Origin of the sequence: Stenotrophomonas acidaminiphila, assembly GCF_001431595.1 — a bacterium.
In the GTDB taxonomy this organism is placed as follows: domain Bacteria; phylum Pseudomonadota; class Gammaproteobacteria; order Xanthomonadales; family Xanthomonadaceae; genus Stenotrophomonas; species Stenotrophomonas acidaminiphila.
This window is the reverse complement of the sequence record NZ_LDJO01000074.1, coordinates 22933-35289: the sequence shown is the minus strand read 5'-3', so window position 1 is coordinate 35289 and position 12357 is coordinate 22933. Positions and strand designations below refer to the sequence as shown.

Here is a 12357-nt window from a genome sequence, read left to right as displayed (position 1 = left end):
ACGAAAGGCTGGCCGGTCCATCTGGCCGCTCGACGCGACGTCGAACAGTTGTCGTCAAGCTTCCGGCCTGTACCCGAGCCTCATGCTTTGACACGAATGCAGGACGTTGAGCGAAAAGCGTTCGAAGCGACGCAGCGCTATTGGGACGCTGAGCAATCAGGTGAGCATCCCTAGAAGACCCGCTACAAGTGTCAGCTACCGGATGGGACTCGCTCGCGCTTGCGGCGGCTGACGTTTGGGGATTTCTCCGGTATCCTGAGAGCTGATTGATCATGGTGTCGAAAACGTCGTTCTCTCGCAAATCGGTCCATCTCCCGCGCCAGCACAAGGTGTGTGCTCTTGACGGTAAAAGCGACGGTAGCGCGCCATATTGATCAGGCTCAATCCCTTTAACCACGAGGGTTTAGGTGACCTGTTGATGATCGAGTGGGAGTGATTCCGGGTTGAGGGCCTGGCCCGTGTTGCACGGGGCAGGCCAGCCGGGGCCGCCGGCTGCCCCTGGCATCCGCCAGCCTCGTGGCCGCGCGGACCTGTGGGGTGCCGCCGCCGGGGGGTCAGGGCGCCTGGGTCCGCCGGCGACGCGCCAGTACCGCCTCGCGGTGGGCGATGTAGGCGTTGGCGGCGAGGATGATGGCCGCGCCCAGCAGGGTCCAGCGGTCCAGGGTTTCACCGAACAGCAGCCAGCCCAGCGCCACCACCAGCGGCAGCTGGGTGAAGCTGATCGGGGTCAGTGCCGAGACTTCGCCCAGCCGCAGTGCGCGCGTCCACAGCAGCTGGCCCACGGTCCCGAGGATGCCGGTGGCGAGCAGCCACAGCCAGGCGATGCCGGTTGGCCAGGTCCACACGAACAGCGCCGGCAGCAGCGACAGCGGTACCCAGAACACATAGGTGTAGAACACCACCGTATCCGGGCCGTCGACGCGGGTGAGCTGCTTGATCTGGATCGATACCAGCGCGCTGAGCATGGCCGCCGATACCGCGATCAGGCTGCCGGCCTGGAAGCCGTGCGCGCCGGGCCGCACGATCACCAGCACGCCGATGAAGCCGGCGATCACCGCCGCCCAGCGGCGCACGCGCACGGTTTCGCCCAGCCACAGCACCGCGGCGATGGTCACGAACAACGGCGTCGAATAGGACAGCGAGACGGCCTGCGACAGCGGCAGGTGGCCCAGCGCCCAGAAGCCGCACAGCATCGAGGCCAGGCCGATCGCGCTGCGCAGCAGGTAGCGCGGCAGCTGCTGCGTGCGCAGCGGCGCGTGGCCCGGGCGCAGCAGCACCGGCAGCAGTGCGAGCAGGCCGAAGGCGTTGCGGAAGAACGCCACTTCCTGGGTTGGCACGTAGGCCGTTGCCAGGCGGATGGCGATGGCCATCAGGCCGAAGGCCATGGCACTGCCGAACATGAGCAGCGCCGCACGCAGCGGGGCAGGGCCGGGCGCGGCCGCGACGGCGTTCACCAGCGCGCGCCGACCAGCCGCGGTTCGGGTTCGATGGGGACGCCGAAGGTCTCCAGCACCGATGCGGAGATGCGGCGGGCGAAGGCCAGCAGCTCGGCGCCGCTGGCGTTGCCATGGTTGACCAGCACCAGCGCATGGTCGGGCGAGACGCCGGCATCGCCCTCGCGCCGTCCCTTCCAGCCGCAGGCCTGGATCATCCACGCCGCCGACAGCTTGCGGTTGCCCTCGTCGTCGCCCGGGAACACCGGCAGCGCCGGATGCTGGCGGGACAGCAGCTCGGCCTGTTCGCGCGGCAGCATCGGGTTCTTGAAGAAGCTGCCGGCATTGCCGAGCACGTCCGGGTCGGGCAGTTTGCGGCGGCGGATGGCGATGACCGCGTTGGCGACATCGGCGGCCACCGGCAGCTCCACTCCCATCGCCTGCAGTTCCTCGCGGATGCCGGCGTAGTCCAGGCGCAGTTCGTGCAGCAGCGGCAGGCGCAACTGCACGGCGGTGATCAGGTAGCGGTCGGGCTCGTGCTTGAACAGGCTGTCGCGATAGCCGAAGCGGCAGGCCTCCTGGTCAAGCTGTACCCACTGCGCGTGCAGTGTGTCCCAGGCCTCCACCAAGTGGATGAACTCGCCGACCTGGGCACCGTAGGCACCGATGTTCTGGATCGGCGCGGCGCCGACGGTGCCGGGGATCAGCGCCAGGTTTTCCAGCCCGGACAGGCCTTCGGCAAGCGACCACATCACCAGTTCGTGCCAGACCACGCCGGCACCGGCGCGGACCACGGCATGGTCGGCGCGGTGCTCGAGGATCGTGATCTCGCGGTTGTCGAAGCACAGCACGGTGCCCTCCGGATCGGCGGCGAGCAGCACGTTGCTGCCGCTGCCCAGCACCAGCAGCGGCGATGGCGCCACCGCGGCCAGGGCCTCGGGGAGCGCGGCCACGTCGCGCACGCGCAGCAGCCGTGGCGCACGTGCGGCGACGTGAAAGGTATTGAGGGAATGCAGCGGGGCGTCTGTGGTCAGCGACCAGGGTGCAGCGGTTGTCATAGCGGGGCGACGGCGCCTCGGGACGGAGCCTCGCGACGGCGGCGGATGGCATCGACGCATTCGCCGATCAGCGCCGGGCCGCGGAAGATCAGGCCGCTGTAGCACTGCACCAGGGTCGCGCCGGCGGACATCTTGGCCACCGCATCGGCACCGGACTGGATGCCGCCCACGCCGATCAGCGGGATGCGCTCGGGCAGGCGCGCGCGCAGCCGGCGCAGCACCAGGGTGGACTGCCCCAGCAGCGGCGCGCCGGACAGGCCGCCGCTCTCGGCCGCGCGGCGGTCGTGCTCAACGCCTTCGCGGCCGATGGTGGTGTTGGTGGCGATCACGCCGTCCACTTCCAGTTCGCTCAGTACCCGGGCGGCCGCTTCGATGTCGCGGTCGCTCAGGTCGGGCGCGACCTTGACCAGCATCGGCACGCGCCGGCCGTGCTGGGAGGCCAGGCGTTCCTGCGCCTCGCGCAGGCCGCCGACCAGCCGTCGCAGCGCCTGTTCCTCCTGCAGTTCGCGCAGGCCGGCGGTGTTGGGCGAGGAGATGTTGACGGTGACGTAGTCGGCCAGCGGGTACACCTTCTCCAGGCACGCCAGGTAGTCGGACAGCGCATCCTCGTTGGGGGTGTCCTTGTTCTTGCCGATGTTGATGCCCAGCGGGCCGGTGCGCTGGCTGCTGCGCTCGACGTTGCGCACCAGCGCATCGACGCCGGCATTGTTGAAGCCCATGCGGTTGATGATGGCCGCGTGCTGCGGCAGCCGGAACAGGCGCGGCTTCGGGTTGCCTCCCTGGGGCCGCGGGGTGACGGTGCCGATCTCGACGAAACCGAAGCCCAGGCCGAACAGCGCGTCGATATGCTCGCCGTTCTTGTCCAGCCCGGCGGCCAGCCCCACCGGGTTGGGAAAGTCCAGGCCGAACACCGACGTGGGCATCGGCGCCGGCCGCGCCGCCAGCAGCGGCGTGGTGCCGGTGCGCCACGCCAGTTCCAGCGCGGACAGCGCCAGGCCGTGGGCGCGCTCGGCGTCGAAGGCGAACAGGAAGGGGCGTACAAGCGGATACATGGGGTTCAGTCCAGCGTGCCGACGAAGGCACGGGTTCGGTATTCGAAGGCGACCCGTCCGTCCACCGCATGGGTGTCGAACAGGCCGCGCAGGGCGTCCAGCATCGGCGCATGCCGGGGATGGCCGGCCGGCGGCGCATAGGAGGAGGACAGCAGCCGGCCGCGCAGGCCGTCGAAGTCCAGGTATTGCGTGTTGGGCAACTGCACCTGGCCGCGCAGACCGTCACCGAACCATGCGCGCATGGTGGCGTCGTCCTGGTAGCGTTCGGCCACCGCGGCGTAATCGGTGCCGTAGTCGAGCAGCAACTGCTCGTAGGCGGACAGGAAGGGCGAGGCGTCGAGCAGGCGCGAGTTCCAGTACACCAGCGCCATGCCGCCCGGGCGCAGGATGCGGCGCCATTCCGGCCGCAGCGCTTCGGTGTCGAACCAGTGGAAGGCCTGGGCGGCGCTGACCAGGCCGACGCTGGCGTCGGCCAGCGTGGTCGCTTCGGCGGTGCCGGCGACGAAGGTCAGCTGCGGATGACCGGCTGCCAGCCAGTGCTCGGCGGCCGCGCGCATCGCGGCGTTGGGTTCGACCGCGATCACCGGGTGGCCGGCGTCGAGGAACAGGCGGGTGGAGATGCCGGTGCCGGCACCGATGTCGGCGACCGGCGTGGTGGCCGGGATGCCGATGTCGCGATGCAGCCAGTCCAGCAGCGCCGGCGGATAGCCGGGCCGGTAGCGGACGTAGTCCGCCACCCGGTTGCTGAAACGCTCAGTCGGACCGTTGGGCTGCACGCCAGCCTCAGGCGTTCAGCGTGGCCAGCCAGGCCAGACCGCCGAAGAACAGGATGAAGGTAAGGATGGCGATGACCCACAGCGCCACCGACGCCCAGCCCAGCACCAGCCCGGTGATGGCCAGGCCGTCGCCATCGAGCTGACCGTTGCTGCGGCGGATCTCGCCGCGTGCCATGTGGCCGAAGATGATGCCGCCGAGGCTGCCCAGGAGCGGCAGCAGGGTCCAGCCGAGGATGCCGGCGACCAGGGCGATCACGGCATAGTTGCTGGTCTGTCGTGGTGCGGGAATGCTCATGGTTGGGACTCCGTTGCTGGGATGGAGCCCCTCTCCGGGCAGGAGAGGGAAGGGGGAAGGGGCGGGCTTGCCCGCCCCCTCGTCCAGTGCCTGGCGCCGCCACCGCGCGGCATGGTCCGGCCACGCCTTGGACCAGGCCCTGCCGCTGGCTTCGCCGTACGACGCGGCCGTGTGGCCGCATCGTCATTTCAATCGGCGAAGGCCGATGCCATCACAGGTCGAACTTGATGCCCTGGGCCAGCGGCAGCGAGTCGGAGTAGTTGATGGTGTTGGTCTGGCGACGCATGTAGACCTTCCACGCGTCCGAGCCGGACTCGCGGCCGCCGCCGGTTTCCTTCTCGCCGCCGAACGCGCCGCCGATCTCGGCGCCGGAGGTGCCGATGTTGACGTTGGCGATGCCGCAGTCGCTGCCGGCCGCGGACAGGAACTTCTCGGCCGACTTCAGGTTGGTGGTGAAGATCGACGAGGACAGGCCCTGCGGCACGCCGTTCTGCATGTCGATGGCTTCGTCCAGGGTCGAGTACTTCATCACGTACAGGATCGGGGCGAAGGTCTCGTGCTGGACGATCTCGTCGGTGTTCTTCAGGCCGGTGACGATGGCCGGCAGCACGAAGTTGCCCGGGCGGTCGATGGCGGTGCCGCCGGTCTCGACGGTGCCGCCGGCGGCCTTGGCCTTTTCGATCGAGGCCAGGAACTGCTGCACGGCCTCGGGGCTGTTCAGCGGGCCCATCAGGTTGGCCGGGTCGGTCGGGTCGCCGATCTTGCCTTCGACCTGCTTGTACGCCTTGACCAGGGTGGCCAGCACGTTGTCGTAGATCGATTCGTGCACGATCAGGCGGCGGGTGGTGGTGCAGCGCTGGCCGGCGGTGCCGACGGCGCCGAACACGATGCCCGGCACGGCCAGCTTCTGGTCGGCGGTCTCGTCCAGGATGATGGCGTTGTTGCCACCCAGCTCCAGCAGGCAGCGGCCCAGGCGGCGGGCGACGCGCTCATTGACGATGCGCCCGATCTGGGTCGAGCCGGTGAAGGAGATCAGCGGCACGCGCTTGTCGTCCACCAGCTTCTCCGACAGCGCGGTGCCGGCGTCGTTGATCAGGAAGAAGATGTCCGGGAAGCCGCCCTGCTTAAGCGCCTCGTTGCAGATCTTCATCGTGGCGATGGCGGTCAGCGGGGTCTTGTTGGACGGCTTCCAGATGCACACGTCGCCGCAGATCGCGGCCAGGAACGCGTTCCAGGCCCACACCGCGACCGGGAAATTGAAGGCCGAGATGATGCCGACCAGGCCCAGCGGGTGGTACTGCTCGTACATGCGGTGGCCCGGGCGCTCGGAATGCATGGTGTAGCCATACAGCATGCGGCTCTGGCCCAGCGCGAAGTCGGCGATGTCGATCATCTCCTGCACTTCGCCGTCGCCTTCGGGCTTGGACTTGCCCATTTCCAGGGCGACCAGCGAACCCAGCGCGTCCTTGTGCTTGCGCAGCGCCTCGCCGCACAGGCGCACGGCCTCGCCACGGCGCGGTGCCGGGGTGGTGCGCCACGCCTTGAAGGCTTCCTGCGCGCGGGCGACAACGGTCTCGTAATCGGCTTCGGTGGTGGCCTGCACCTGCGCGATGATCTCGCCGGTGGTCGGGTTGCGCGGCGAGAGCACGCCCGCGTCAGTGGCCGCTGACCACTGGCCATTGCCGAGGTAGGTGCCAGCGTTGGAAGCGTCGAGGCCGAGCGCCTTGAGCATTTCGAAGGACATGAAATCTCCTGATTGCTTTGCGTTGGGGGGCGCAGCCGCTGGCAGCGGTGGGGTGCGGCATGCAGAACGACGATTTTAGCAGAGCCGCGTGCCCTTCTTGGCCCCGGGTGGATGCCGGATGTGGCGGTGGCATGCCACAATACGCGTCCGCAGGCCCCGTAGCTCAGCTGGATAGAGCGGTCCCCTCCTAAGGGACAGGTCGCACGTTCGAATCGTGTCGGGGCCGCCATCGTCCCGCCTGCCGCGCGATGCCCCGCGGCGGCGCCCCTGCGCAGACCGCCCGCATGTCCGCCAGCGCCAGCATCCCCCATCTGCGTCGTTACCTCCGGCCCACCGGGCTGGAGTGCCACGACCATGCGCAATGGGTGCTGCCGGTGCATGGCGAGCTGCCATTCGAGGTGGGCGGTGCCGGCGCCCACCTGGACCGGTTGCTGGGTGCCTTCGTCGCCCCCGGCCAGACCCATGACCTGGAGGTGCTGGGCGACAACTGCTGCCTGATCGTTGATTGCGCTGCCGGGGTGCTGGACGACGACACGCTCGAACACCTGCGTCGCAGGCCATGGCTGGCGGTGCCGGCGGACATGCGCCAGCGCCTGCAGGGATTGCCCGGCAGCCGGGCCATGGGCGACCCGCTGCCGCACCTGCTGCGGCATTTTGCCCCGGCCGGCAGCGGCGCGCGGCTCCAGGGCGTGTGCATGGCCGTGGTCGCGGCGCCGGGCCTGGACTGGTCGGTGGCGCGCATGGCCGCCATGGCCGGGGTCAGCGGCAGCCGCCTGCATGCGCTGTTCGTCCGCGAGTTCGGGCTGCCGCCGCTGGCCTGGGTCAGTGCCGCGCGCCTGCGCTGGGCCAGGCAGCAACTGCTGGGCAGCGATGCCAGCATAAGCGACATCGCCCTGCGCGCCGGCTACTCCGAACACAGCGCGTTCGCCCGTGCACTGCGGCGCGAGAGCGGCCGCACGCCGCGGCAATGGCGCGCCCGGCAGTAGCCCGGGTCAAGACGCGGCCCGCCGCGGTGCCTACACTGCGCGCCGTTCTCCATGGCAATGGTGCGGCAGGCGTGAGTCGTTCGATGAGTGTCGGGATCGCCAACGGCGTGGCATCCGGGGCGCTGTGGGGCGTGGTGTTCCTGGCCCCGGCGGTGCTGTCCGGGTTCGCGCCGCTGCAGCTGGCGGCTGCGCGCTACCTGGTCTACGGCGCCCTGGCGCTGGTGCTGCTGGTGCCGCGCTGGCCGGCCCTGCGTTCGCGCATCGGCCGTACCGAATGGACCGCGCTGGCCTGGCTCAGCCTGCTGGGCAACCTGCTGTATTACGTGCTGCTGTCGGTTTCGGTGCAGTGGAGCGGCGGCGCGGCGGCATCGCTGATCGTCGGCATGGTGCCGGTGCTGGTGGCGGTCACCGCCGCGCGCGAACCGGGCGCGGTGCCACTGTCGAAGCTGGCCCCGGCGCTGGCGCTGTGCGTGGCCGGGGTGGTGCTGATGGGGTGGGCGGCGATGGCATCCTCGCATGTACATGCCAGTACCGGGCGGCGCCTGGTCGGCCTGCTGTGCGCGGTGGGCGCGCTGCTGTCGTGGACGGTGTATTCGGTGGGCAATGCGCGCTGGCTGGCGCGCTGCCCGGACGTGTCCGGGCATGACTGGTCGTTGTTGACCGGAGTGGCGACGGGCGGGCTGGCGCTGCTGGTGGCGCCGATCGCGTTCGCCGCCGGAGGGCAGGGCCGGCCTGGTGCCGAATGGGTGCAGTTCTGGCTGGTCGCCGCGGCGGTGGCGGTGCTGGCCTCGATCCTCGGCAACGCCTGCTGGAACCGTGCCAGCCGTGCCTTGCCGCTCAGCCTGGGCGGGCAGATGATCGTGTTCGAGACGCTGTTCGGCCTGCTCTATGGCTTCCTCTGGCAGCAGCGCTGGCCGTTGCCGCTGGAGCTGCTGGCGGCCGGCTGCCTCCTGGCCGGCGTGGTGCTGGCCGCCGCCGCGCACCGGCCCGCGCCCGCGGCGCTGGCACAGCACTGACGGCGCCACGACCCGGGCGGATGCGCGTGTTCCGCGCAGATCCGGATGGAACCTGCAGGTCGGGCATGTCGGCGCGGTGGGCATGTGCCGCCGCAGGGTGGCGGGTCCCGGCGCACCATTGCCGCGTTCGAACCGGACTTTTGTCGATGCTTGCGGTGTAGATGGCCGATGATCGGCGTTGATGACATTTGCAACCGATAAGTGCGTGTTCGCCGACGATGGCCGCAAGTGGTCTTTTGCGTCGCAGCACTTGACAGCGCATTCACCCGTGTTGTCCTCTTGACCACATGCACATGCCGTCGCCCCTCTTCGCCATCGACCCGCCGCCCGCAGGCGCGCGGCCGGGCGACCGCGGCGGCCTGTCCATTACCACCACCATTACCGTCACCACTCGCCCGGTGCGGCCCGTCGTCTTCGCGTAATTTCCGAAAACCACGGCCCCGCACCCGGATCAGGATGCGGGGGATCCCATCCTGATGCGTGTCGGGGCCTCCAGCCGAGGTTCATCCGATGTCGCCAGTTGCCGCTCCCTCCCTCGCTCCCGCCACGGATGCCGTCGTCCGCCGCGTGGTCCACAAGTTCGGTGGCACCTCGGTGGCCGACGCCGACCGCTATCGCCACGTGGCGCGGCTGCTGCTGGCACGCGACGAGGACCTGCAGGTCACCGTGGTGTCGGCGATGAAGGGGGTGACCGACGCATTGATCGACCTGGCGCGGCTGGCGGCCGCCGCCGACCCGGGCTGGGACGAACGCTGGCATGAGTTGCGTGCCCGCCATCGCGCGGCGGCGGTGGCGCTGCTGGCCGAGAACGCCGGGCCGAGCATCGAGTGGCTGGATGCGCGCTTCAATCGCCTGCGCGAGATCCTCGCCGCGTTGGCGGTGATCGGCGAGCTGCCGCAGGAGGTGCTGGACCGGGTGCAGGGCCTGGGCGAGGTGTTCTCGGCGCACCTGCTCGGCCATCACCTGCAGGCGCTGGGCGAAGACGCCGACGTGCTCGACGCGCGCGAGGTGCTGGTGGTCGACCATGGCGAACTCGGCGTCGACGTGGACTGGAAGGCCAGTGCCGCCAAGCTGGCGCTGTGGCGCGACGCGCACCCGGCGCGGCGGCTGGTGGTGACCGGCTTCGTCGCCCGCGACCGCAAGGGCAACATCACCACGCTTGGCCGCAACGGCAGCGATTTCTCCGGCGCGATCTTCGCCGCGCTGTTCGCCGCCGACGAACTGCACATCTGGACCGATGTGGACGGGGTGCTCTCGGCCGATCCGCGGGTGGTGCCCGAGGCCGTGCAACTGGAAGCCCTGAGCTACGACGAAGCCTGCGAACTGGCCTATTTCGGGGCCAAGGTGGTGCACCCGCAGACCATGTCCCCGGCGATCGAGCGCGGCCTGCCGATCATCATCCGCAACACCTTCCACCCCGAGCATCCGGGTACCCGCATCACCGCGGTCAGTGCCGGCAGGGGGCCGATCAAGGGGCTGACGCTCAGCCCCGGCCTGGCGGTGCTGAACGTCGAGGGCACCGGCCTGATCGGCGTGCCGGGTACCGCCGAACGCGTGTTCGCGGCGCTGCGCAACGCGCATGTGTCGGTGGTGATGATCTCGCAGGGCTCGTCCGAGCACTCGATCTGCTGCGTGGTGCGCCAGGCCGAAGCGGCGCGCGCGCGCGATGCGCTGGTGCAGGCGTTCTCGCATGAACTGGCCGTCGGCCAGGTGCAGCGCGTGCAGCTGACCGGGGACGTGAGCGTGCTGGCCGCGGTCGGCGATGGCATGGCCGGCCAGCCGGGCGTGGCCGCGCGCCTGTTCGAGGCCCTGGGGCGGGCGCAGGTCAATATCCTGGCCATCGCGCAGGGGTCGTCGGAGCGCAACATTTCCGTGGCCATCGACGCCCGCGACGCGACCAAGGCGCTGCGTGCCGCGCATGCCGGGTTCTGGCTGTCGCCGCAGACCTTCTCGGTCGGGGTGATCGGGCCGGGCAACGTCGGCGCCGCGCTGCTGGAGCAGCTGAATCTGGCCCAGCCGCAGTTGCTGGCGCGGGCGAAGCTGGACCTGCGCCTGCGCGCGGTGTTGTCGCGCAACCGCATGCTGCTGGATGCGCGGGGCGTGCAGGGCGACTGGAAGGCCGCGTTCGAGGCCGGCGCCGAGCCGGCCGACCTGGACCGTTTCACCGAGCACCTGCTGTCCGCGCGCCTGCCGCACGCCCTGGTCATCGACTGCAGCGGCAGCGCGGACGTGGCCGACCGCTATGCCGGCTGGCTCGCCGCCGGCATCCACGTGGTCACGCCCAACAAACAGGCCGGTTCCGGGCCGCTGGCGCGCTACCAGGCGATCCGCGAGGCGGCCGCCGCCACCGGCGCGCGCTTCCGTTACGAGGCGACGGTAGGGGCCGGGTTGCCGGTCATCACCACCCTGCGCGACCTGGTCGATACCGGCGACGAGGTCACCGCGATCGCCGGCATTTTCTCCGGCACGCTGGCCTGGCTGTTCAACAAGTACGACGGCAGCGTGCCGTTCTCGCAGCTGGTCGCGCAGGCGCGGGCGATGGGCTACACCGAGCCGGATCCGCGCGACGACCTGTCCGGGGTGGACGTGGCGCGCAAGCTGGTGATCCTGGCGCGCGAGGCCGGGCACGCGCTCAGCCTGGAGGACGTGGCGGTGGAAGGCCTGGTGCCCGCGGAACTGCAGCAGGGCGGGGTGGAGGACTTCATGGCCCGCCTGCACGAGGTCGATGCCGGCTTCGGCCAGCGCCTGGCCGACGCCCGCGGGCGCGGCAACGTGCTGCGCTATGTCGCGCGCTTCGAGCCGGGGCAGCGGCCCACGGTCGGCCTGGTCGAGCTGCCCGCTGACCATGCCTTCGCCAACCTGCGCCTGACCGACAACGTGGTGCAGTTCTGCACCCGCCGCTACTGCGACAATCCGCTGGTGGTGCAGGGGCCGGGCGCCGGCCCGGAAGTGACGGCCGCCGGGGTGTTCGCCGACGTGCTGCGGGTGGCTGCGGGGGAGGGAGCGCGACTGTGAGCGGGCAAGCAACGCAGGCGGTGGCCGGCCGGGACCAGGCGCGCGCCTTCGCGCCGGCCTCGGTGGCGAACGTGGCGGTCGGATTCGACCTGCTCGGCTATGCCGTGGCCGGTGTCGGCGACACGGTGACGGTACGCCGCATCGACACCCCGGAGGTCCGCATCGCGGCGATCCGCGGCGCTGCCGTGGACCTGCCCAGGCAGGCGGCCGCCAACACCGCCGGCGCGGCGCTGATCGCACTGAGGCAGGCATTGGCCCTGCCGTTCGGCTTCGAGATCGAGATCGACAAGGGTATTCCGCTCAGTTCCGGCATGGGCGGCTCGGCGGCCTCATGCGTGGCCGCGCTGGTCGCGGCCAATGCGCTGCTGGATGCGCCGTTGGGCCGGGACCAGCTGTACCTGCATGCGCTCGACGGCGAGGCCGTGGCCAGTGGCAGCCGCCATGGCGACAACCTCGGGCCGATGTTCCTGGGCGGACTGGTGCTGTCCACCCTGGAGCGGCTGGTGCCGGTGCCGGTGCCGCCAAACTGGCACAGCCTGCTGGTGCATCCGGATGCGCAGCTGGAAACCCGTCGCGCGCGCGCGGCGCTGCAGGGAAGCTATGCGCTCGGGGAATTCGTCGCGCAGAGCACCAACCTGGCGCTGGTGCTGGCCGGTTGCCATGCCGGCGACGCCGGGCTGGTCCGCGCGGGCCTGCGCGATGTGCTGGTCGAGCCGCGCCGCGCACCGCTGATCGCCGGCTTCGCCGCCGCCCAGCAGGCGGCACTGGCGGCCGGCGCCATGGGCGCGAGCATTTCCGGCGCCGGCCCCAGCGTGTTCGCATGGTTCGAGACCGCCGAAGCCGCGCAGGCCGCCGCAGCGGAGGTGCGGGCCGCTTTCGCCGCTGCCGACTTCGACAGCCAGAGCTGGGTGACGCCGCTGGACAGCCCGGGCGCGCGCCTGCTTTGAACCCCAGCCCTCCCGCGGGGCGCTTTCACGGAATC

General features: G+C 70.5%; 11 protein-coding genes and 1 tRNA gene. 6 read left to right on the top strand and 6 right to left on the bottom strand.

The genetic code is table 11. The features are described 5' to 3' along the window. Positions 1–554: 554 nt before the first annotated feature. The 6 genes from ABB33_RS16370 to amaB form a co-directional block, all read right to left on the bottom strand. Positions 555–1418, bottom strand: a complete 864-nt coding sequence (locus ABB33_RS16370) for a DMT family transporter (protein WP_267913879.1) — start codon at positions 1416–1418, stop codon at positions 555–557. Between the two features lie 32 nt (positions 1419–1450). Then, on the bottom strand, positions 1451–2491 hold the full coding sequence (gene murB, locus ABB33_RS16365) for a UDP-N-acetylmuramate dehydrogenase (RefSeq protein ID WP_056932796.1): 1041 nt from the start codon (positions 2489–2491) through the stop codon (positions 1451–1453). Beyond that, positions 2488–3543: a quinone-dependent dihydroorotate dehydrogenase gene (locus tag ABB33_RS16360; protein ID WP_056932795.1), complete on the bottom strand. Its 1056-nt coding sequence runs from the start codon at positions 3541–3543 to the stop codon at positions 2488–2490. The genes murB and ABB33_RS16360 overlap by 4 nt, the downstream gene beginning before the upstream one ends. Before the next feature lie 5 nt (positions 3544–3548). Next, complete coding sequence (locus ABB33_RS16355; RefSeq protein ID WP_056932794.1) at positions 3549–4319, bottom strand: class I SAM-dependent methyltransferase; 771 nt, start codon at positions 4317–4319, stop codon at positions 3549–3551. Between the two features lie 7 nt (positions 4320–4326). Then, positions 4327–4614, bottom strand: a complete 288-nt coding sequence (locus ABB33_RS16350) for a DUF4190 domain-containing protein (RefSeq protein ID WP_056932793.1) — start codon at positions 4612–4614, stop codon at positions 4327–4329. A gap of 211 nt (positions 4615–4825) precedes the next feature. Continuing rightward, the gene (amaB, locus tag ABB33_RS16345; RefSeq protein WP_056932792.1) at positions 4826–6358 is read right to left on the bottom strand and encodes an L-piperidine-6-carboxylate dehydrogenase; all 1533 of its coding nucleotides are present in this window, start codon (positions 6356–6358) and stop codon (positions 4826–4828) included. 152 nt (positions 6359–6510) lie between these two features. Between amaB and ABB33_RS16340 the strand changes: the two genes are divergently transcribed. The 6 genes from ABB33_RS16340 to ABB33_RS16320 all read left to right on the top strand — a co-directional run bounded on the left by ABB33_RS16340 (position 6511) and on the right by ABB33_RS16320 (position 12322). After that, a tRNA-Arg gene (locus ABB33_RS16340) sits at positions 6511–6587 on the top strand. 55 nt (positions 6588–6642) lie between these two features. Further along, entirely contained in the window at positions 6643–7344 is a 702-nt protein-coding gene (locus tag ABB33_RS16335) for a helix-turn-helix transcriptional regulator (RefSeq protein ID WP_054668690.1), read from the top strand. A gap of 83 nt (positions 7345–7427) precedes the next feature. After that, on the top strand, positions 7428–8360 hold the full coding sequence (locus tag ABB33_RS16330) for a DMT family transporter (RefSeq protein ID WP_056932791.1): 933 nt from the start codon (positions 7428–7430) through the stop codon (positions 8358–8360). 293 nt (positions 8361–8653) lie between these two features. Beyond that, positions 8654–8782: a hypothetical protein gene (locus ABB33_RS19215; RefSeq protein ID WP_275452955.1), complete on the top strand. Its 129-nt coding sequence runs from the start codon at positions 8654–8656 to the stop codon at positions 8780–8782. A gap of 88 nt (positions 8783–8870) precedes the next feature. Continuing rightward, positions 8871–11375, top strand: coding sequence for a bifunctional aspartate kinase/homoserine dehydrogenase I (thrA, locus tag ABB33_RS16325; protein WP_056932790.1), 2505 nt, complete (start codon positions 8871–8873; stop codon positions 11373–11375). After that, positions 11372–12322 carry a homoserine kinase gene (locus ABB33_RS16320; protein WP_056932789.1) on the top strand — a complete coding sequence of 317 codons (951 nt, stop codon included), beginning with the start codon at positions 11372–11374 and terminating at the stop codon, positions 12320–12322. Before thrA ends, ABB33_RS16320 begins: the two co-directional genes overlap by 4 nt. Positions 12323–12357 lie beyond the last annotated feature (35 nt).